19 protein-coding genes and 1 tRNA gene are annotated in these 20,841 nt (G+C 46.6%); 14 read left to right on the forward strand and 6 right to left on the reverse strand.

Annotated elements, in window-relative coordinates:
- The first annotated feature begins 190 nt into the window (after window positions 1-190).
- Complete coding sequence (gene adhE / locus ACTQ3K_RS10815) at window positions 191-2,815, forward strand: bifunctional acetaldehyde-CoA/alcohol dehydrogenase (protein WP_441567881.1); 2,625 nt, start codon at window positions 191-193, stop codon at window positions 2,813-2,815.
- Between the two features lie 227 nt (window positions 2,816-3,042).
- Window positions 3,043-4,401, forward strand: coding sequence for an SPFH domain-containing protein (locus ACTQ3K_RS10820; RefSeq protein WP_441567882.1), 1,359 nt, complete (start codon window positions 3,043-3,045; stop codon window positions 4,399-4,401).
- 245 nt (window positions 4,402-4,646) lie between these two features.
- Here the strand turns inward: ACTQ3K_RS10820 and gdhA are convergent, their stop codons facing one another.
- From gdhA to ACTQ3K_RS10840, 4 genes are all read right to left on the reverse strand, one after another.
- Window positions 4,647-5,981: an NADP-specific glutamate dehydrogenase gene (gene gdhA / locus ACTQ3K_RS10825; RefSeq protein ID WP_441567883.1), complete on the reverse strand. Its 1,335-nt coding sequence runs from the start codon at window positions 5,979-5,981 to the stop codon at window positions 4,647-4,649.
- A 157-nt stretch (window positions 5,982-6,138) separates the two neighbouring features.
- The gene (locus ACTQ3K_RS10830; protein ID WP_441567884.1) at window positions 6,139-7,134 is read right to left on the reverse strand and encodes an asparaginase; all 996 of its coding nucleotides are present in this window, start codon (window positions 7,132-7,134) and stop codon (window positions 6,139-6,141) included.
- Window positions 7,135-7,181: 47 nt separating this feature from the next.
- Complete coding sequence (locus tag ACTQ3K_RS10835) at window positions 7,182-8,381, reverse strand: hypothetical protein (protein ID WP_441567885.1); 1,200 nt, start codon at window positions 8,379-8,381, stop codon at window positions 7,182-7,184.
- Between the two features lie 98 nt (window positions 8,382-8,479).
- Window positions 8,480-9,775 carry a dicarboxylate/amino acid:cation symporter gene (locus ACTQ3K_RS10840; RefSeq protein ID WP_441567886.1) on the reverse strand — a complete coding sequence of 432 codons (1,296 nt, stop codon included), beginning with the start codon at window positions 9,773-9,775 and terminating at the stop codon, window positions 8,480-8,482.
- A gap of 518 nt (window positions 9,776-10,293) precedes the next feature.
- Between ACTQ3K_RS10840 and serS the strand changes: the two genes are divergently transcribed.
- The 12 genes from serS to ACTQ3K_RS10900 all read left to right on the forward strand — a co-directional run bounded on the left by serS (window position 10,294) and on the right by ACTQ3K_RS10900 (window position 20,077).
- Window positions 10,294-11,583, forward strand: a complete 1,290-nt coding sequence (gene serS / locus ACTQ3K_RS10845) for a serine--tRNA ligase (protein WP_441567887.1) — start codon at window positions 10,294-10,296, stop codon at window positions 11,581-11,583.
- Window positions 11,584-11,595: 12 nt separating this feature from the next.
- Window positions 11,596-12,477 carry a DUF3881 family protein gene (locus ACTQ3K_RS10850; protein ID WP_441567888.1) on the forward strand — a complete coding sequence of 294 codons (882 nt, stop codon included), beginning with the start codon at window positions 11,596-11,598 and terminating at the stop codon, window positions 12,475-12,477.
- A 324-nt stretch (window positions 12,478-12,801) separates the two neighbouring features.
- Window positions 12,802-12,873, forward strand: a tRNA-Arg gene (locus ACTQ3K_RS10855).
- A gap of 416 nt (window positions 12,874-13,289) precedes the next feature.
- A complete protein-coding gene (locus tag ACTQ3K_RS10860; RefSeq protein ID WP_441567889.1) occupies window positions 13,290-14,165 on the forward strand; it encodes a ParB/RepB/Spo0J family partition protein in 876 nt (291 codons plus the stop codon).
- An 18-nt stretch (window positions 14,166-14,183) separates the two neighbouring features.
- Window positions 14,184-14,969 carry a ParA family protein gene (locus ACTQ3K_RS10865; protein ID WP_441567890.1) on the forward strand — a complete coding sequence of 262 codons (786 nt, stop codon included), beginning with the start codon at window positions 14,184-14,186 and terminating at the stop codon, window positions 14,967-14,969.
- Window positions 14,959-15,864 carry a ParB/RepB/Spo0J family partition protein gene (locus tag ACTQ3K_RS10870; RefSeq protein WP_441567891.1) on the forward strand — a complete coding sequence of 302 codons (906 nt, stop codon included), beginning with the start codon at window positions 14,959-14,961 and terminating at the stop codon, window positions 15,862-15,864. The genes ACTQ3K_RS10865 and ACTQ3K_RS10870 overlap by 11 nt, the downstream gene beginning before the upstream one ends.
- A complete protein-coding gene (locus ACTQ3K_RS10875; RefSeq protein WP_441567892.1) occupies window positions 15,864-16,214 on the forward strand; it encodes a replication initiator protein A in 351 nt (116 codons plus the stop codon). The genes ACTQ3K_RS10870 and ACTQ3K_RS10875 overlap by 1 nt, the downstream gene beginning before the upstream one ends.
- A gap of 45 nt (window positions 16,215-16,259) precedes the next feature.
- Window positions 16,260-17,252 carry a DUF6017 domain-containing protein gene (locus ACTQ3K_RS10880; RefSeq protein ID WP_441567893.1) on the forward strand — a complete coding sequence of 331 codons (993 nt, stop codon included), beginning with the start codon at window positions 16,260-16,262 and terminating at the stop codon, window positions 17,250-17,252.
- A 17-nt stretch (window positions 17,253-17,269) separates the two neighbouring features.
- On the forward strand, window positions 17,270-17,566 hold the full coding sequence (locus tag ACTQ3K_RS10885; RefSeq protein WP_441567894.1) for a hypothetical protein: 297 nt from the start codon (window positions 17,270-17,272) through the stop codon (window positions 17,564-17,566).
- A 149-nt stretch (window positions 17,567-17,715) separates the two neighbouring features.
- The gene (locus tag ACTQ3K_RS10890) at window positions 17,716-18,273 is read left to right on the forward strand and encodes a CHC2 zinc finger domain-containing protein (RefSeq protein WP_441567896.1); all 558 of its coding nucleotides are present in this window, start codon (window positions 17,716-17,718) and stop codon (window positions 18,271-18,273) included.
- Complete coding sequence (locus tag ACTQ3K_RS10895) at window positions 18,188-19,624, forward strand: VapE domain-containing protein (protein WP_441047706.1); 1,437 nt, start codon at window positions 18,188-18,190, stop codon at window positions 19,622-19,624. The genes ACTQ3K_RS10890 and ACTQ3K_RS10895 overlap by 86 nt, the downstream gene beginning before the upstream one ends.
- Before the next feature lie 288 nt (window positions 19,625-19,912).
- Entirely contained in the window at window positions 19,913-20,077 is a 165-nt protein-coding gene (locus ACTQ3K_RS10900) for a transposon-encoded TnpW family protein (protein WP_441047708.1), read from the forward strand.
- A gap of 66 nt (window positions 20,078-20,143) precedes the next feature.
- Here ACTQ3K_RS10900 and ACTQ3K_RS10905 read toward each other — a convergent pair whose 3' ends face one another.
- Together ACTQ3K_RS10905 and ACTQ3K_RS10910 are read right to left on the reverse strand one after the other, a co-directional pair.
- Window positions 20,144-20,395, reverse strand: a complete 252-nt coding sequence (locus tag ACTQ3K_RS10905) for a helix-turn-helix domain-containing protein (RefSeq protein WP_441047709.1) — start codon at window positions 20,393-20,395, stop codon at window positions 20,144-20,146.
- Between the two features lie 242 nt (window positions 20,396-20,637).
- On the reverse strand, window positions 20,638-20,841 hold a 204-nt coding region (locus ACTQ3K_RS10910), incomplete at its 5' end, for a hypothetical protein (protein WP_441567895.1).

Below are 20,841 nucleotides of genomic sequence, written 5' to 3' on the forward strand. Positions count from 1 at the left end.
ACAACTGCGATTGTTCAGAAAATAACAATAAAAGCATAAAATTGTTGTAAAGATTACAGAAAAATATAGACAAGTCACGCGGCCATGTGATACTTTGTAAACACAGAAAGCAGATCAGGGACAGGAAAAATACAATCTTCGGTGTAAAAGAAAAGAGGCACGGAAAAGCAAATGGAAAGGAGACAGCGACATGGGTAAGGAACATCAGGCAGAGGACGGCAGGATCACGAACGTAGAGCAGTTAAAAGTACGTCTGGAAGAGATGCGGGAGGCACAGAGAAAGTTCTCACTGTTCACACAGGAGCAGGTGGACCGGATCTTTTATGAGGCGGCTATGGCGGCCAATCATCAGAGAATTCCGCTGGCGAAGCTGGCGGCGGAAGAAACCGGCATGGGCGTGGTGGAAGATAAGGTAATTAAGAACCATTACGCGGCTGAGTACATCTACAATAAGTATAAGAATGAAAAAACCTGCGGCGTGATTGAAGATGATCCGGCGTTCGGATATAAGCGGATCGCAGAGCCTATCGGCCTGATTGCAGCGGTTATCCCGACCACAAATCCGACTTCTACGGCGATTTTCAAGACGTTAATCTCCTTAAAGACAAGAAATGCCATTATTATTTCCCCTCATCCCAGGGCAAAAAAATGTACTATTGCGGCGGCAAAGGTTGTTCTGGACGCGGCAGTAAAGGCCGGAGCACCGGAGGGAATTATTTCCTGGATCGATGAGCCCAGCATTGAGCTTACCAATGAACTGATGCGTTCCGCGGACACGATCCTGGCCACCGGCGGCCCCGGCATGGTAACGGCAGCATATTCTTCCGGAAAGCCGGCCCTCGGCGTAGGACCCGGAAATACGCCGGCGATCATTGATGATTCCGCAGATATTCTGATGGCTGTGAACTCGGTGATCCATTCCAAAACCTTTGATAATGGCATGATCTGTGCATCGGAGCAGTCAGTTATTGTTCTGGATTCCATTTATGAGGCGGTAAAGAAAGAATTTACCCGCAGAAAATGTTACGTTTTAAATAAGAAAGAAAAGGAAAAGGTCGCCGCCATCATTCTTTCCCCGGCAGGAACGGTCAATGCAAAGATTGTCGGACAGCCGGCACCTGTGATCGCAAAAATGGCCGGTGTTGATGTGCCTGCGGATACAAAGATCATCATTGGTGAGGTAGATTCCGTGGATATTTCGGAGCCGTTTGCTCATGAGAAGCTCTCCCCGGTTCTTGCCATGTATCGGGCAGCGACGTTTGATGAAGCCATTTACAAAGCAGAACAGCTTGTAAAGGACGGAGGCTATGGCCATACCTCCGCACTGTATGTAAATCCCAACACGGAGGACGGAAAGGCGAAGATGAAGAAGCATCAGGCAGCCATGAAGACCTGCCGTATCCTTGTGAATACCCCCTCTTCCCAGGGCGGTATCGGCGATCTCTATAACTTCCGCCTGCTTCCGTCGCTGACGCTTGGCTGTGGCTCCTGGGGCGGAAATTCTGTATCGGAGAATGTGGGAATCCGCCAGCTGATCAACATCAAGACCGTTGCGGAAAGGAGAGAGAACATGCTGTGGCTCAGAACACCGGAAAAAGTTTATTTTAAACGCGGCTGCATGCCGGTGGCTCTCGATGAACTGGGCACCATCATGCATAAGAAACGTGCCTTCATCGTAACGGATACATTCCTTTATAAGAATGGATATACAAAGCCCATTACCGACAAGCTGGATCAGATGGGAATCGTTTACAGCTGTTTCTATGATGTGGAGCCTGATCCCAAGCTGAAATGTGCCAAGGCCGGTGCAGAGCAGATGAGAAGCTTCGAGCCGGATACCATTATCGCTCTGGGCGGCGGTTCCGCCATGGACGCGGCGAAGATCATGTGGGTGATGTATGAGCACCCGGAAGTGGATTTTATGGACATGGCGATGGATTTCATGGATATCCGCAAGAGAGTGTATACCTTCCCGAAGATGGGGGAGAAGGCGTATTTCGTGGCAATTCCCACCTCTGCCGGAACCGGTTCCGAGGTAACGCCGTTTGCCATCATCACCGATGAAGCGACCGGAAAGAAATGGCCGCTGGCCGATTACCAGCTCCTGCCCAATATGTCCATTGTTGATGCAGACAACATGATGAACATGCCGAAGGGCTTGACCAGTGCATCCGGTATTGATGTCATGACTCACGCGCTGGAGGCATACGTTTCTGTGATGGCTTCCGATTATACGGATGGCCTGGCGCTGAAAGCCATTAAGAATGTATTTACCTATCTACCCCGTGCTTACGAATACGGTGCGGCAGACGCAGAAGCAAGAGAAAAGATGGCCAACGCTTCCTGTATGGCAGGCCTTGCCTTTGCCAACGCATTCTTGGGGGTGAACCATTCTCTGGCACATAAGCTGGGTGCGTTCCATCATCTGCCCCATGGTGTTGCCAATGCCCTGGTGCTCACCTATGTGATCCGCTATAATGCAGCAGAAGCGCCTGCGAAGATGGGAACCTTCCCGCAGTATCAGTATCCTCATGCGTTTGAACGGTATGTGGAGGCGGCACGCTTTGCGGGAATCACCGGAAAAGACGATCAGGAGGTATTCGAGAACTTCATTCAGGCTCTGGAGGAGCTGAAGGCGAAGATCGGCATTAAGAAGACCATCGCTGATTATGGAATTTCCGAGAAGGATTTCCTGGCAACTCTGGATGAGATGGTGGAACAGGCCTTTGATGATCAGTGCACCGGCGCGAACCCCAGATATCCGCTGATGAGTGAGTTAAAGGAAATCTATCTGAAAGCATATTATGGGAAATAGTAGGTGCGCAAACGTGAATTTTATGATATGATAGCCTTAGGAAGGCGGTCGGAGGGAGCTTCGGCCGCCTTTTGCAAACCGGAAATATGGGGCGCAAAAAGAACGGATTTCGGACTGAAACGCAGAACAGATTTCGAGTCGGAAACAAACATGGAAACGAAACTGGAAGACACGGAAACAAAACCGGAAACAGATCCGAATACAAAAATGAAAAGGAGATCATGACTATGGGACTTATCAAAGCAGCAATTGGTGCCGCAGGCGGCGTAGCAGCCGATCAGTGGAAAGAGTTCTTTTATTGTGAGGCACTTCCGGCAGATGTGCTGGCGGTAAAGGGCAGAAAAAAGGCGAGCCGCCGTTCCAGCAATAAGCACGGCGATGAGAACATTATCACCAACGGATCGCTGATTGCCGTGGCAGACGGGCAGTGTATGCTTATCGTGGAGCAGGGTAAGGTGGTTGATGTCTGTGCAGAACCTGGTGAGTATACATATGATGCGTCTACAGAGCCGTCGGTTTTCTCCGGCGATCTGGGCGATGGGATCGGTAAGGTATTCCGAAATATCGGAAAGCGTTTTACCTTCGGCGGTGAGGCTCCGAAAGATCAGAGAATCTATTATTTCAATACAAAGGAAATTATCGGAAATAAGTATGGAACTCCGTCTCCCGTTCCGTTCCGCGTAGTGGATCAGCGTGCAGGACTGGATATGGATATTTCTATTCGCTGCTTTGGTGAATACAGCTATCAGATTACAAATCCGCTTCTGTTCTATACGAATGTGTGTGGAAATGTGGATGAGGATTATAAGAGAGAGAGACTAGACAGCCAGTTAAAGACTGAGCTGCTCACTGCACTTCAGCCTGCTTTTGCGAAGATCAGCGACATGGGAATCCGTTATTCTTCTCTTCCCGGACATACGAGAGAGATCGCAGCGGCGCTCAATGATGAGCTTTCCGAGCAGTGGAAAGAGATCCGCGGTATGGAGATCGTGTCCTTTGGCGTCTCCTCAGTTAAGGCAAACGAAGAGGACGAAAAGACTATTAAGGAAATGCAGAAAAATGCAGCCTTCATGGATCCCACAAGAGCAGCCGCTCATCTGGTTGGTGCTCAGGCAAGTGCGATGCAGTCCGCAGCCTCCAATCCCAACGGTTCTGCCATGGCATTTATGGGTATGGGAATGGCAGGTCAGGCTGGCGGCATGAATGCCCAGAGCCTGTATGGCATGGGACAGCAGCAGGCAGCAGCACAGGCACAGCAGGCGGCAGCACAGGTACAGCCGACCGTACAGGCTCCTCAGACAGCAGCGGCAGACAGCTGGGTATGTGCTTCCTGCGGAACAACGGCAACCGGAAAATTCTGTCCGGAGTGTGGAAATCCGAAGCCCGCAGCTCCCAGCGGAAGCTGGACCTGTTCCTGCGGTGCAGTCAATAACGGAAAGTTCTGTGTGGAATGCGGAAAAGCAAGACCGGCGGCTGTACGCAAATATAAATGCAACAAGTGCGGCTGGGTTCCCGAAGATCCGACCAATCCGCCGAAGTTCTGTCCGGAGTGCGGAGATCCCTTTAATGAGGATGATGCGCAGTAAGTAAAAAATAATAAAGAAAGCATTAAGAAGAGGGGTCCCGTAACTGGGATCCCTCTTCTGCTAATAGATCGGTTTTCATACAAAAAGAACAGGCCGAAACCTGCTCCTTCTGTGCTTGAACATATAAATAGGGGGTGTATACAATACCCGTTATGGGCATTATAAGCAATTAGTAAAACGGATGTTGATATTAGGAACCATAATCTTGAGATTTGTAATTTCGAGATCCGGTTCAGCCGGAGAATTTATACAATTCCCTGGGAATGCATAGCATCGGATACTTTTTTGAATGCGGCGATGTTTGCGCCGGCAACGAAGTTATCCTCGCAGCCGTATTCCTTTGCGGCATGGTTGATCTGGCGGTAAATATTTACCATAATCTCCTTTAACCGGGAGTCGGTTTTTTCAAAGGACCAGTAAACACGCTCGCTGTTCTGGGTCATTTCCAGAGCGGAGGTGGTTACGCCGCCGGCATTGGAAGCCTTTCCGGGAAGGAAGAGGAGCTTGTTTTCAAGAATGAAATCGGTTGCATCCTGGGTAGTCGGCATGTTGGCGCCTTCGCAGACTGCAAAGCAGCCGTTGGCCTTCAGTGTCTTTGCATCCTCCAGTGACAGTTCGTTCTGAGTTGCACAGGGCATTGCGATGTCGCAGGGGATACTCCATACGCCCCGGCCCTCGGTGTACTGGGCTGTGGGAACAAATTCGAGATATTCCTTAATTCTTCCTCTGCGCTTTTCCTTGATCTCTTTTACGGCATCAAGACGAATTCCCTTGGGATCGTAGATGTAACCGTTGGAATCGCTCATGGCAACAACCTTTGCGCCGAACTGCTGGGCACGTTCTACCGCGTAGATTGCCACGTTTCCGGAGCCGGAGACAACGATGGTCTTACCGCTCATGGTCAGGTCATGGTCACGGAGCATTTCTTCCGTAATATAAACAAGACCGTAGCCGGTTGCTTCGGTTCTCACTAAGGAGCCGCCGAAGGTCAGGCCCTTTCCGGTCAGAACGCCTTCGTAAAGGCCGGTCAGCTTCTTGTACTGGCCGTACAGGTAGCCGACTTCACGGCCGCCGACGCCGATATCACCGGCGGGAACGTCGATGCTTGCACCGATGTGGCGGTACAGCTCGTTCATGAAGCTCTGGCAGAATGCCATAACCTCACGGTCGGATTTTCCCTTGGGATCGAAATCAGAACCGCCCTTTCCGCCACCGATAGGCAGTCCGGTAAGCGCATTTTTAAAGATCTGCTCGAAGCCGAGGAATTTAATGATACCCTGGTTTACAGAAGGGTGGAAACGAAGACCGCCCTTGTAAGGTCCAATGGCACTGGAAAACTGGATACGGTATCCGCGGTTTACATGAACCTGTCCCTTATCATCAATCCAGGGAACACGGAAAGAAATGGCACGCTCGGGCTCGATCAGGCGCTCCAGCAGCGCTTCCTTCCGGTAAGAAGCTTCATTGCGGTCGATTACGGGACGCAGGGAATTCAATACCTCGCGTACCGCCTGGTGGAACTCGGGTTCTCCAGGATTTTTCACAACAACTCGTTCAATCATCTCATCTACATATGACATATTATTTCCCTCCAGACAAAAAATAGGAGCCAAATAAAGCAGGTTTACCTGCTTATTTGACTCCATTGTCCTGTTGAGAATTATAGCACTTTGCAGGGAAGTTGTCAAACAAAACTTTTTGGCACTGTTCCGATATAGATACCGATGATTTCGTTGGTTATAAATTGAATTCTCCAACGAGTTCTTCCTTAAACATAGAGAGAATCGTGTCGTAGTCGTCGGTCTGGCCGAGGATCCACATGAGCTTGGTCATGATGGCTTCGGTGATCATGTTTCCAGCGCAGAGGGCACCGGCCCGTTCTGCGAAAACACCGACGTCATAAACGCTCATATCGGAGCCGTCCTGAACACACTGGGTTGTGACGATGACGGGGATCTTCTGCTCGATGAGGGCGGTGATGGCGGGAAGGAGATTCCTCCGCACATCGGGGATCCCGCCGAGACCAAAGGCCTCCAGCACAACGGCACGATAGCCGAGACCGGGAACGGATTCCAGAAGCTTCGGGTCCATGCCGGGATAAACACGGAGCAGAAGGACGTCGGAATCAAAGTTTGTATTTAAGGAAAGTGTGTTTTTGGGAGTCGGTGACGGAGCTGCACTAAGGCAGACTTCCCCATTCCTGATAACACCCTCAGCAGGGCGGTTCAGACTCTCGAAGGCGTGAAAATTCCGGGAGCAGACCTTTCTTGCATTGACGCCGCGGATAATGGTGTGGTCAAAGACAAGGTAAACGCCCTTCAGTCGACCATCTGCCGCTGTGCGGAAGGCGTCCAGAATGTTTCTCTTTCCATCGGTATTCGGATCACCGATGGGAAGCTGAGAGCCGGTGAGAACCACCGGCTTGTTCAGGTTCTGGAGCATAAAGGAAAGCGCTGCGGCCGTGTAGCCCATGGTATCTGTTCCATGGGTGATCACAACGCCGTCAAAGACTTCCACAGCCGCAAACACAGCCTTTGCGATTACAGCCCAGTCCTCCGGCTGCATATTGGAGCTGTCAAGGCTTAAAAGCTCTTTGCAGTGGATCTCGCATAAGCCTTCGAGCTCCGGAATCAGCTCCACCATGAACTGTCCGGTCATGGTGGGGGTCAGTCCGTTTTCACCGGGGGTTGAAGCGATGGTCCCGCCGGTGGAAAGCAGTAAAATCTTTTTCAAGGGAAACGTACCTCCTGTTTTTTGCTGCTGCTTATTATAGCACACAGCTAATTGATTAAGCAAATTAAGGAAGAATGTGAAAACCTTGTATGGGAATACTGTATCATGCCGTTTAAGATCACGGAAACGTAAGCCTCCGCGTCTTCCTCGGTGAGCATGGGGATCTTCACATAATCCTTGTATTCTTTTGTAACAATCATGGAGAGGATCGCGTTCTTACCGGGAATGATACCGGCACCGCGCATCTGATCGTTGACGGTATTGCCCATGAAGGTCACGCCGCCGGCATCCTCACTTACAAGAGAAGCAAGCTCTGCAGTGATCCGCACCTTTTCCAGACAGTCATCGGCATTCTTTAACCGGGAAGCAGCCTCGATGATCCGGTCTGCATAAGCGGCAGTTGCCTTTGCCAGACTTCCGGGAGAAAGGGGCATGGCGTCGGTTTTCAGGCAGCAGGGAATTCCCAGTCTTTTTGCCGTTTCCAGAAGGACGTTTGCCATGGGGATATTATCGGTGCCTTTTTCTGCACGGAGCATCAGCTTGTTTTCGGTCAGCTCCGGAGCAAAGGCAGGGATAAAGGCCTTGCTTTCGATGATGATGGTCGGAATGTCACAGAGACCGACGGCGTCCATAACGGGAGCCTTGAAATCCCACGGAACATTGCCCTCATAATCCTCGGCAGGTCCGATGCCGCCTTCGGTGAAGTTGACAAGAAGCATCAGAGCCATGGGAATGGAATCAATATCAAGCACGGTCGTGATGGCACGGTCCAGATAACCGTCCTTTGCGGGACCGCTTACATGAAACCTCTCAGGTGCTTTCTTTACGAAGGTATCCAGAAGAGCAAGGGCGCAGGCACCCTGGAAGGAAGCCGCTGTTTCGCTGATGCCCTGTCCGTACATACGGCCGAAAACACGTATCGCACAGTTCTGGGTGAATACGGTATCAAGGCCGGGGGCTCTTGTCTCCAGAAGTTCCTTTTCATAAGGAGTGATGCCGCGGCGGGGAGAAGCCTGGGCAGAACCGCCGTCTTTTGTAACGACGGTGATCCGGTTCTCTTCGATAGAAACCTGTACATGATCAATGCGTGTATCGGCGGGAAGCGCTTTTTTCAGGATCAGTGCTGCGACTGCAAGGCCGGCGGAATCATCCTGCACAAAGCCGGAATGGCTGTGAACGTGGCCAACGCCTGCATGGCCGGAAATTCCTAAAATGCCCTTTTGCTTATCGGAAAAACAGATAGTCATAATGCTCAACCTCCATTTCATTATTGTATGCAGAGTCAGAGACAGGCAGACCTGTGAGGATACAGATCTGCCTGCCAGAAATCAATATTCAGAAGCTGCTATTGTTCGGAATGTTCAGTAGAAGATGCTTCTGCCGTTTCTTCTTCGGCACCATGATCCGCATTGAATTTATCACGGTCCAGGTCACCCATCATGGCGGAAACTGTTACCATACCAACGGTATCGCCGGTTACATTTAACATGGTATTAGGCATATCGATCAGACGGTAGATGCCTGCAACCCAGGGAACGATGGTAAGGGGCAGACCCATGGTCTGCATCATGATGGCGCTCATCATGATACCGCCTCCGGGAACTCCGGCAACGCCGGCTGCCATGATGACACCTAAGAGAATGATCAGTGCCAGCTCACCGATGTTGTAGCTGCGGCCAAATAACTGGGCAGCGAATACAGCGTAAATTGCCATTTCTGCACAGCAGGCCTGCATGTTGATAGTTGCGGCGGGCGGTGCGATCAGACCAACCGTATCCTCGGGAACACCGCAGCGCTCCTTGGCACATTTCATGGTAAGGGGCAGGGTTGCGGAAGAGGAACAGGAAGAGAACGCCAGGATCATAGCCGGGAATACGTTCTTGTAATGCTTGATCGGGTTGACCTTTGCGATGGTCATCAGGATCAGCGGGAATACGATCAGGATCAGGGTTGCATAGGCGATGTACTGGGTTAAGAGCATCTTGCCCAGTGCGCCGAGAACCTCAGCTCCGAGCGTACCGGAAACCTCTGCCATCAGACAGAACACGCCGACAGGAGCCATCTTCATGATCATTTCCACAATACGGATCATTAAATCATTTCCTGCATCAAACAGATTGGAAAGGAAGCTCTTTGCCTTGCTGCCTTCGGGAAGCGTGGAAATTCCGATTCCGGCGAATACGGCGAAGACGATAACCTGAATGATGGAGAACTCGGATAAGGAGTTGAATACGTTATCGGGAATGTAATTAATGAGGGTATCCAGAAGGTTTACGCCTTCAGTGCTGTAGCTTTCTGCGGCTTCGGTTAAGTTTACACCGACACCGGGCTGGATGATGTAGGACCATACAAGTCCGGCAACTGCTGCCAGGAAGGAAGCAAGCAGCCAGTAGATGATGAATCGGATACCGATCTTCTTTAACTGCTTTAAGTTGGAAAGGCTTGCGATACCGCCGATGATGGAACACAGGATCAGCGGAAGGATCGTCATCTTTAAGAGACGGATAAATACCGTTCCGACCGTATCGGTTACGTAGGTCCAGTACTGATGCTGGGCTTTAAAGATAAAACCGCAGATGAGACCGAGGATCATGCCGATCAGGATCTTGATGGCAAGACTGATTTTCTTTTTCTTTTTCATAGAGACTCCTCCTTTTTGGTAGTTATCTTTATTCGGAATCAGGCAGTTCTGGTTCTGAATAAAAATAAGATGACGGCTCTGGACATAGTAAGAGCGCGATATCGCACCCTTGCGATGTACAGAACCGTCATCAATTTATAAAAAAACTATAAACTTATTTTTCTGGATTGTCAATATGGTTTGCAAAAATAATCGCGCAGAGTTCAAAAGAACCTGAAAAGAACGGATCCAAGGCTTGAAAAATAAAACGACCTGATATATAATGAACCCAATATGGCAATTAAAACGCAAGGAAGAAAGCTAAAGCGTGTGACGCCCGAACAGAGAACCGGTGGCTGGTGGAAACCGGAGGGGATAAGCAGGCCTATCCACTTTCAGAGCGTCCGGCGAAGAGCCGGAGGGCTGGTGGCCTGTATCCCACCGATGAGCGGCCGGTAAAACGGCAATCTGGGTGGCAACGCGGAAACCTTTCGTCCCTGTTTCGGGGAATGAAGGGTTATTTTTTTAGGAGGAAGAGCATGATTGATATTAAGTTTTTAAGGGAAAACCCTGATGTAGTAAAGGAAAACATTAAAAAGAAATTCCAGGATCATAAGCTGCCGCTGGTAGATGAGGTGATTGCACTGGATAAGGAAAATCGTGAGATCAAGCAGGAAGTGGAAGCGCTCCGCGCTGAGAGAAATAAGCTTTCCAAGCAGATCGGCGGACTGATGAAGCAGGGTAAGAAGGACGAGGCTGAGGAGGTTAAGGCACAGGTTAATGCCAATGCAGCCCGCGTCGATGAGCTTACTGCAAAGGAACGTGATGTGGAAGCCGCCATCAAGAAGGACATGATGACCATTCCCAATATCATCGATCCGTCCGTTCCGATCGGAAAGGACGACAGCCAGAACGTGGAAGTAACCAAGTACGGTGAGCCGGTGGTTCCCGATTTTGAGATTCCTTACCATACGGAGATCATGGAGCGGTTTGACGGCGTGGATATGGATGCAGCAGGCCGTGTTGCCGGAAACGGCTTCTATTATCTGATGGGCGACATTGCCAGACTTCATTCTGCAGTACTGGCTTACGCAAGAGATTTCATGATCGACCGCGGCTTTACCTACTGCGTGCCGCCGTTCATGATCCGCAGCAATGTGGTGACCGGCGTTATGAGCTTTGATGAGATGGACGCCATGATGTACAAGATTGAGGGCGAGGATCTGTATCTGATCGGAACCAGTGAGCATTCCATGATCGGAAAGTTCATCGATACCCTGAATCCGGAGGAGAAGCTTCCTTATACACTGACCAGCTATTCTCCCTGCTTCCGGAAGGAAAAGGGCGCTCACGGCATTGAGGAAAGAGGCGTTTACCGCATCCATCAGTTTGAAAAGCAGGAGATGATCGTTGTCTGCAGGCCGGAGGAGAGCCCCATGTGGTTTGATAAGCTGTGGCAGAACACCGTGGATCTGTTCCGTTCCATGGACATTCCTGTGAGAACTCTGGAGTGCTGCTCCGGTGACCTGGCGGATCTAAAGGTGAAGTCCTTTGATGTGGAGGCATGGTCTCCGAGACAGAAGAAATACTTTGAGGTTGGAAGCTGCTCCAACTTAGGCGATGCACAGGCAAGACGTCTTGGTATCCGCGTAAAGGCGGCAGACGGCAGCAAGTACTTTGCCCACACTCTGAACAATACTGTTGTGGCTCCGCCCCGTATGCTGATTGCGTTCCTGGAGAACAATCTGTGCGAGGACGGAAGCGTAAAGATTCCGGAAGTTCTTCGTCCTTACATGGGCGGCAAGGACAAGCTGGTTCCCAAGCATTAAAAAGGAGTTCCTATGCACAAATTCCTGCGGGCAGTGGGGTTTAGCGAGTACAAACGAAAATCACAGATCGAGAGGCTTCTTGATCAGGCGGAACGGAGCGTGATGGAGACGCGGATCGTTCAGATGGAAGACGGTGTGACAAGAGCTCAGATCTATACCGAGGCGGGGAGACAGATCGGTCTTTCCGTCTGCGGCGAATATAATGAAGCAGACCAGCTGGAGCGGGAGTATTATTTCCCGTTTCTGCGCAGTGTCTGCATTTCCACCACGGCTCCGTGTCAGATCCAGCGTCATGCGGAGAAGGAATCCTATGCCGGGATCTGTGAGGAGTACAAGGTGGGAGTCTCCCTGATCTTTTATCTCCAGAACAGCGCGGAGTATCTGCGGCGGCTGTCCGATCCTGCAAAGAGTACGCGGATCACCTCGGTTATGCTATCGGGGCTTTCCACCTACGGGCGGATTCTGCTTCCGGTTTACAAGACGGAAAAGCAGCGGGAGCGGATCAAGGTGGCCTCTCTGGCACGGGCCGATCTCCTGGAGGCCGCAAGGCGCGGCGATGCGAAAGCCATGGATTCTCTTGCCATCGAGGACATGGATATTTATAATTCCGTGACCGGACGTGTCCGCAATGAGGATATCTATTCCATCGTGGATTCCAGCTTCATGCCCTTTGGCGTGGAATGTGACCAGTATTCTGTCCTGGGCGAGATCCAGGAGGTAGAAAAGGTGACAAATGGGTGGACAAACGAGGAAATTTATGTTTTAATGGTAGAGTGCAGTGATTTGGTTTTTCAGATCGGGATCAATGCAGACGATCTGCTCGGTGAGCCGGCAGTGGGCCGGCGGTTCAAGGGAACCGTATGGCTTCAGGGCTATGTGAATTTCGCGGACTAGACGACCGGGCAGAGAAAGATCCTTCGGCAGCGTACCGGGGGTTATAATCGGAATGTCTCTGTAGCTCAGCTGGATAGAGCGTCCGCCTCCTAAGAAGGAGCCGCGGCTGAACCCTGAGGGAAAACAGAAAAAAGAACTTGGAGTTCGAATCGATTCTGGAAGAGACAAAATTAACAACGAAGCTTTCCCCATTCTGGCGGATGCTCTACTGTTAATAAAATAATAATCTGATGATATCCAGCTAATCAAAATTAGCTGAAAATCATAAAACGGTTACCGAACCAAAGTGGCAAAAACCCAGTGTTTAAGCCAAAAATCGGTAATGTCCTCTTAGTTTAACGGATAAAACAAGCGCCTCCTAAGCGCTAGCTGTGGGTTCGATTCCCGCAGGGGACGGTTGCAAACAAAGCGGTAATGATTAGCAGAAAATGCTATGTCATGAACCGCTTTTTTGTTTTCAATGAGATGAAAAAAAGCAGGTCGGGAATGAATTTCCAGCTAATTTGAAGTGATTTTCGTTAGCTGGCGGCTAATCAAAAATGCTGTTTTGCAAACGGGAAAAAATGAACTTCCTGCTAACATCGGGGTTCGTTCCTGTTGCAACCTCAGATCGGGGATGTAAAACAGGGTAAAACGGAGAAAAATCCTTTGCTGAAAGGAACTTCTGCAAACATCTATTAGCTGAAACAATAGAATATTTCATTAGCTGTAGCTAATGGCAAACGGGATGCTCGTTTGGATCAGATTCAAATATAAGAATCTAATCTGAACGGGCATTTTTTAGTTTGGATTACAGGAAAAGGAGGAGTTCAATGGCAGGAAAAGAAAACGAATCAAACAGGCTGTTTGAGGATGAGAAAGTCATAGAAATTGAGATTGAAAGACTCAGATCATTTAAAGACCATCCTTTTAAAGTGACTGACGATAAGGAAATGCATCTCCTGAAGGACAGCATAAAACAGTACGGTGTATTGAATCCGCTGATCGTAAGGCCGGTGCCGGATGGAGTTTATGAAATTATCTCGGGTCACAGAAGAAAATATGCGGCTCAGCTACTTGGATATCGAAAAGTACCGGTGATTATACGAGTTATGAACGATGAAGAAGCCATTATTAAAATGGTAGATGCTAATCTGCAAAGAGAACGGATCAGTTACAGTGAAAAAGCATTTGCATACAAAATGAAAAATGATGCTATGAAAAGAACTGCCGGAAGACCGCGTAGCCAAATTGACCACAATTTAAAAGGAAAAAGAACAGTGGAAATCATAGCAAAAGAAACGGGTGAAAGTCCAAAGCAGGTGCAAAGATATATTACTCTTACAAACCTGATCCCGGAGCTTTTACAACAGTTAGATGATGAACTTATTTCCTTCAATCCGGCTGTCGAACTGGCAGCTTTAAAAGAAAATGAGCAAAAAGAATTGATCGAGGCAATGGATTATGCCCAGTCTGTCCCTTCTCTCTCTCAGGCACAAAGGATGAAGAAACTGAGTAAAGAAGGAAAACTATCTTTGGAAAAGATGCAGGATATTTTGAGTGAGATAAAAAAAGGGGAAATATCCCGAGTCACATTTACAAATGAACAGCTTCACAGATATTTTCCCAACAACTATACACCGGAAATGATGAAGCGTGAAATCGTAGCAATCTTAAAAATATGGATGGAACAATATTGGGACAAATAAGAAACGGAGGAATGAAGAATGTGTAAAGTAATCGCTGTTACAAATCAGAAAGGCGGGGTCGGAAAGACAACGACAACAGTAAACTTAGGGATCGGCCTGGCGAAAGAAGGGAAAAAGGTGCTTTTGATTGATGCGGATCCCCAGGGAAGCCTGACAGCCAGTCTGGGGTATGTGGAACCGGATGATCTTGGTACTACTCTGGCAACGATCATGCTGGCAGTTATTAATGAGGAAGAAATAAAACCGGAGGATGGAATTCTTCATCATGAAGAGAATGTGGATCTGTTACCGGCAAATATTGAATTGTCGGCCCTGGAAGTAACCCTGGGAAATGTGATGAGCCGGGAAATGATCATGAAAGATTATATCGAAATGATGAGAGAACGATACGATTATATTCTGATCGACTGTATGCCCAGCCTTGGAATGATGACAATCAATGCTCTTGTTGCTTCGGATGCAGTTCTGATTCCGGTACAGGCAGCATATCTGCCGGTGAAAGGTCTCCAACAGCTGATCAAAACCATTTCTATGGTAAAGAAAAGGCTGAACAGGAAATTGCAGATCATGGGAATTCTGCTGACAATGGTAGATTTCCGCACAAATTACGCAAAGGATATTTCAACGATGCTCCATGTGACATATGGATCAAAGATAACGATTTTTGAAAATGTAATACCGTTATCCGTAAAAGCGGCAGAAACAAGTGCGGAGGGAATCAGCATTTATGCCCACTGCCCTAAGAGCAAAGTATCCAATGCATATAAGAGTCTTACACAGGAGGTTTTGGAAAATGAAAAATAGAAGCGGCGAGAAAATCAAACTGACAAGTATTGATGAACTTCTGGGAGTTGTAAATGAAGAGTCTGCAATGGAGATTGAGATTGATAAAATACATCCTTTTGCCGGACATCCATTTAAAGTAATTGATGATGAAAAAATGCAGGATCTGATTGACAGTATCCGGGAAAACGGTGAACTTACTCCTGTTCTGATCCGTCCTGATAATCATGATGATTATGAAATGATATCCGGACACAGGAGAATGCACGCAGCTCAACTGGCTGGTCTTGTAACCATACCGGCAATCGTCAGGGAAATGACGGATGATGATGCAGTGATCGCTATGGTGGATGCCAACATTCAGAGGGAGGAACTACTTCCGAGTGAAAAGGCATTTGCTTATAAGATGAAGATGGATGCAATGAAGAGACAGGGATGCAGAAGTGATTTAACTTCGTCTCATTTTGAGACGAAGTTGAGATCTGATGAAATATTGAGCAAACAAGTTGGAGAAAGCCGAGCTCAGATCCAGCGTTTCATCCGTTTGACAGAACTTATCCCAGATTTACTTGAAATGGTAGATATGAAACGTCTTAACTTCACGATTGCGGTAGATATTTCATATATTCCTAAAGATGTACAGAAATGGATTTATGAATATATCTGCGACAATGGATTTATAAAACCAAAACAGATTGCTGCGCTGAGAAAGTATCTGGAACAGGGAACAGTTACCCAGAGTTTGATGATCTGCATTATGAATAACAGTATTCCGGTGAAAGCTCCGGCAAGAAAGATTACTTTTAACGAAAAGAAACTGACAAGGTACTTTCCACAGGACTACACCACAGAAGATATGGAAAAGGTAATTGAAGCGCTATTGGAGAAATGGAAACAGGAACAGGAGGAAATGTGATGGATTTTAAATATTTATATGGAAAGCAGGCAGATCAGTATTCGTTCATACATATACCGAAGATGCTGGTAACCGAAAAAGCATTTACTGATATGACGATTCACGCAAAAGTTCTCTACGGTCTTCTCTTAGACCGTATGGGAATGGCTGTTAAAAACGAGTGGATCGATGAGGATAACCGGGTATATGTGGTTTATCCCATCAAGGAAATTCAGAGTGATATGGGTGTGACCAGAAAAAAAGCAATGGAATGTCTGGCAGAGCTTGAAAGTGCCGGACTGATAGAAAAGAATTTCAGAGGTATGGGCCTGCCCAGTATCTATTATGTGAAAGACTTTGCGGTAGCGTAAGAAGTGTCGAAAACAGGACTACACTATCGCAGGAAAGGAGAAAAGATGGATCAGAAATTGACGTTTAGATATTTTTACGGGAATGAAGCTGACCAGTACAGCTTTTACCGGATACCAAAACTTTTATTCAAAAATGAATATTTCAAAAATCTCAGCAGTGACGCGAAGATATTATATGGATTGATGCTGGACAGAATGTCCTTATCCATCAAGAACCAGTGGTTTGATGAACAGAACCGGGCATATATCTATTTTTCCATAGAGGATATCATGGAGCTGTTGAATTGTGGGAGAAATAAATCAGTTAAATCCCTGCAGGAGCTGGATGATGAAAATGGAATCGGACTGATCGAGAAACGCAGGCAGGGATTTGGAAAAGCCAATATCATATATGTGAAGAGTTTTATGATCTATGAGGAACAGGAAGAGAAACCGGCAGAGGAACCACAGAAATTTACAAAACAAACGAATGCTGATAATCTTGAAGAGAAAGAAGTTTATAAAGTAAACTCCATGAAGTCCCAAAAACAAACTTCAAGAAGTCCTGAAAATAAACTTCAAGAAGTTTGCAATTCAAACTCTAATTATAATAATACTAGCGATATTAAAGAGAGTAAGAATAAATCTGATCAAATCATATCCGATAGACAGAGATCTGATGTTGATGGGATGGATATAGTATCCGCTTATCAGAATCTCATCAAGGAAAACATAGATTATCAGTCATTACTTATTGCCCATCAGTATGATGAAGCATTGATTCAGGGCATTTATGAGCTTATTCTAGAAACCGTTCTGTGCAGTAGTGAAAAGATCCTGATTGCAAGTAACTGGTATCCGGCAGAGTTGGTACGCAGTAAATTTTTAAAACTGAATTATTGCCACATTGAGTATATTTTGGATTGTTTTAAGCGGAACACATCAAAAGTGAAGAATATCAAGAAATATATGCTTGCAGCATTGTTCAATGCCCCAACAACGATTGACGGGTATTACCAAGCAGAAGTAAATCATGATATGCCGCAGTTTGCTGTTTGATCGAGAGGAGGAGAAATATGTTTGGTTTAAAGCTTATTGGAAAAATATTATTGTTGCCGGTATGGCTTGTTTTGTTGGTTGTAGGAATTCCCGTTAAGCTGATTGTAAATATGGTGTCTATTGTAAAGTCATCGGTTGTCCTTTTGCTTGTTGCTCTGGTGATTGGAACGATCATCTGCTATAAGGATTGGGTTCAGGTTTTATTCTTACTGTGCATGATCATATCTGCATTTCTGGTTTTATATGGCAGCGTATTTGTAGAAGTTGTGATTGACCTGGCAAAAGAAAAAATAGAAAAAATCATATTGGCATAGAGGAGAAACAGAATTATGAAAATCGAAAATAATGAGTACATTCAGCTACCCCCTTTACGGAGAGACACCGATTTGAAAGTGATTATTGCATTATGGGAATATGTTAAATTACCAGAAGAAATGAGGAAAAATGTCTTGTCATCCGTTGTATTTTTCATAATGACAAATCACCCAGTATGAAAGTTGACCGGAGATATTACTGTTTCGGATGTGGCTGTACCGGGGATGCGATTGATTTTACGGCACAACTGTTTGGCATTGGATTGAAAGATGCAGCCATGAAACTGGCAGATGATTTTGGAATTTCTTATTCCGGCAGGGATAGAGGATCACCGAAGAACAGGAGAAGCATTCCGATAAAAAAGCCGGAGCCGACACCAGAAGAAATCTGGCAGAAAAAATATCTAAGATGCCTGAGAGCATATCTGGATTACCGCAGCCTACTTCTGGAATGGAAAGAGAAGTATGCACCAGAAACATGGACGGAAGAATGGCATGAAAAGTTCATGACAGCACTCAGGGAACTGACGGTTGTTGAGTATTATCTGGATATCCTGCTCTTTGGGGACAGGGCAGATAAGGAAGCACTTGTAAGAGAAAAATGGAAGGAGGTGGAGAGGATTGAGCAATGCGAAAGAGAAGATAAAGGAGATCGCCACAAAAGAACAGAAAGATGCTATGAAGGAAATGCTCCGGATGGTAGATAAAAGTAAAGTCGATGAAGTGAAAAATATGCTGGAATATACACAGAAGGGAACCGCCAAAGCAACGGTAGGGAATTATATGGTCGTGCTGAGAAACGATCCGCTTGTGCGTGAGAGCATGAAGTATAACAAGCTGACGGGCAGGATTGATATTGTGAAAAAGCTCTGGTGGAATGAGGAAGTCTGCAAGCTGGACGATGATGGCAGGACTTATTTTTATTATTTCTTTGAACGCTATTATAAGCTCACAAGCGAAAAATGTATGGACAAGGCACTCCGCATCGAAGCCAACAGCCGGGCATACCACCCAATCTGTGAGTATCTGGAACAACTGGAATGGGACGGTCAGGAGCGAATCCGTTATGTCCTGCAACGGTATATGGGGGCAGAGGCTTCGGATTTTGTCTATGAGATCGTGAAGCATTTTCTGATGGAAGCGTTGAGCAGGATATACCGCCCCGGCTGTAAAGCAGACGAAATGCTCTGCCTGGTAGGTCAGCAGGGAGCCGGGAAATCCACGTTTTTCCGTTTCCTTGCCATAAATGATGACTGGTTTTCCGATGATCTAAAGCAGTTGAATGACAGTAAAATATACGAGCATCTCCGGGGACACTGGATCATGGAAATGTCAGAGATGATTGCAGCGATCAGTGCGAAAAGCAATGAAGAGATCAAATCATTCCTGACCAGGCAGAAAGACACTTACCGGAATCCCTATGATAAATATGAGGAAGACCGGAAGCGTCAGTGTATCTTTGCCGGTTCAACGAACACAAGGCAGTTCATTCCCTTTGACCGTACCGGGGCAAGACGATTTTTACCGATTGCCATAGACAGCAGCAAGGCAGAGAAGCATATCCTCGATGATGAAAAAGAAGCCAGATCCTATTTTGACCAGTTGTGGGCAGAAGCAATGGAAATATACTGGTCAACGGAGAATAAGAACAGCCTGTTGAAGTTTTCAAAAGAAATGGAGCAGGAGATCAGGGAATACCGGAAACAGTTTACACAGGAAGATACGATGGCAGGAATGATTCAGGGCTGGCTGGACGCTTATAAAGGGAGTCATGTATGTTCCGTCCAGATCTGGAAAGAAGCCTTTGACCATTTTGAACGGGAGCCGAAAAAATTCGAGACAAATGAGATCTGTTCCATTATGGATACACAGATCACCGGCTGGAAGAGGGCAGGAGTCCACAGATTTTCAAAGGAAGGCTATGGCAGACAGAGAAGCTGGATCAGAGAAGGGACAGAAGAGGCTGGCAACGAACCGGACAAAGACGGATTTACAAAACTGACGAAGGCAGAACAGTTGGAGCTGCCATTTGACCTGCCCGACAAAGAGAAAGGCTGATTTTGATGCCGAAAGGCTACGGATTCCCCGGAAATTTATCACTTGTTGACAGTTTTGTTGACATCGAAATCCTTTATATTTACTGGTGTTTCAGTTACTTTTTAACAGGTGTCAACAAGAACATTCAAAAAACTTTTCAATAGTGTTTTGGAAAATAGAAAAAACTACCCGAAAAAAGTTTGAACCCTCATGTTGACACTTACGTTGTCAGCGTGCCAATAAACTTCTGGCAGGGACAGAAGCAATCCTCTCTCTGTCGGGCACAGGAAAGAAAGGAAATAGATGATTATGGAAAAAATGATGAATGCAAAAACAGAAGGAAACACATTTACAAAGAAAATCGGACAGACAGTTTACATTGTCCGTTATCATTTTAATGAAGATGCAAAAGAAACCATGCAAGAGAAAATCAACCGGATGTTGGTAACAGAAGCAAGCCGACAGGCGGTTTGATAAAAAAGAGATATAAAGCAAGCCTACTATTATCTGTGGAGTATTCTACGGATAATGGTAGGCTCTTTATTTTTTATTAGATGATTCGCTGAGCAATTCATCATAAGTAGTATGCAGACAGTCCCGGATACCACGAAGCTGAGTGCCAGTAATGTGCTGAATACCTCTTTCAATTTTTACCAGTGATTCTCTGGTCATATCTATATTTTCTAACTGGAGCATACGGACAAGTTCAGTTTGCCCGTAGCCTTTCTGCAATCTGATACGACGGATATTTCCACCAATATCAATCCCAACCTGTTTTATTTTTTGTTCCATTCACTTCACCTGAAATAGAGGACTGAAATTAGTCCATATTTGCCTTTATCATATCGGCCAGAAATGATATAATGGGACTAATATGAGTCCATTTCTAAATCTCTTAATACAAACAACATAGAATTAGTATTTCAGATTTTGAATGTATTTATTTAGTGTATAAAAAGTAAAATTATTACAGCAGACAACATAAAAACATTAGAATAATTTCTTTAAATTGATACTATTCTTGATTGACGATATTATTTTTGAAGGAATATAATGTAATAAATATTTTGGGCGAAATTAGATGTGTATTGTAGTATTGAAAAACAATACAGATGCGAAAGGGCTGTTGAATAATCTGTGCTCCAATGAGCCACCTGTCCGGCAAGCTTGAGCCACCATTCCGGATATGTGTGAGCCACTATTCCGGTCATAATGAGCCACTTCAGTTTTATAATAGA

The sequence above is a fragment of the Candidatus Paralachnospira sp. LCP21S3_A2 genome (genome assembly GCF_052118925.1).
Taxonomy (GTDB): Bacteria; Bacillota; Clostridia; order Lachnospirales; family Lachnospiraceae; genus Lientehia.

Bases quoted from the DNA above. Each gene is read 5' to 3' on its own strand.
- serS (WP_441567887.1), top strand. From the start codon at position 10,294: ATGATTGATATTAAGTTTTTAAGGGAAAACCCTGATGTAGTAAAGGAA.
- ACTQ3K_RS10870 (WP_441567891.1), top strand. From the start codon at position 14,959: ATGAAAAATAGAAGCGGCGAGAAAATCAAACTGACAAGTATTGATGAA.
- gdhA (WP_441567883.1), bottom strand. From the start codon at position 5,981: ATGTCATATGTAGATGAGATGATTGAACGAGTTGTTGTGAAAAATCCT.
- ACTQ3K_RS10900 (WP_441047708.1), top strand. From the start codon at position 19,913: ATGGAAAAAATGATGAATGCAAAAACAGAAGGAAACACATTTACAAAG.
- ACTQ3K_RS10860 (WP_441567889.1), top strand. From the start codon at position 13,290: ATGGCAGGAAAAGAAAACGAATCAAACAGGCTGTTTGAGGATGAGAAA.
- ACTQ3K_RS10905 (WP_441047709.1), bottom strand. From the start codon at position 20,395: ATGGAACAAAAAATAAAACAGGTTGGGATTGATATTGGTGGAAATATC.
- ACTQ3K_RS10865 (WP_441567890.1), top strand. From the start codon at position 14,184: ATGTGTAAAGTAATCGCTGTTACAAATCAGAAAGGCGGGGTCGGAAAG.
- ACTQ3K_RS10885 (WP_441567894.1), top strand. From the start codon at position 17,270: ATGTTTGGTTTAAAGCTTATTGGAAAAATATTATTGTTGCCGGTATGG.
- ACTQ3K_RS10840 (WP_441567886.1), bottom strand. From the start codon at position 9,775: ATGAAAAAGAAAAAGAAAATCAGTCTTGCCATCAAGATCCTGATCGGC.
- ACTQ3K_RS10850 (WP_441567888.1), top strand. From the start codon at position 11,596: ATGCACAAATTCCTGCGGGCAGTGGGGTTTAGCGAGTACAAACGAAAA.
- ACTQ3K_RS10820 (WP_441567882.1), top strand. From the start codon at position 3,043: ATGGGACTTATCAAAGCAGCAATTGGTGCCGCAGGCGGCGTAGCAGCC.
- ACTQ3K_RS10875 (WP_441567892.1), top strand. From the start codon at position 15,864: ATGGATTTTAAATATTTATATGGAAAGCAGGCAGATCAGTATTCGTTC.
- adhE (WP_441567881.1), top strand. From the start codon at position 191: ATGGGTAAGGAACATCAGGCAGAGGACGGCAGGATCACGAACGTAGAG.
- ACTQ3K_RS10880 (WP_441567893.1), top strand. From the start codon at position 16,260: ATGGATCAGAAATTGACGTTTAGATATTTTTACGGGAATGAAGCTGAC.
- ACTQ3K_RS10835 (WP_441567885.1), bottom strand. From the start codon at position 8,381: ATGACTATCTGTTTTTCCGATAAGCAAAAGGGCATTTTAGGAATTTCC.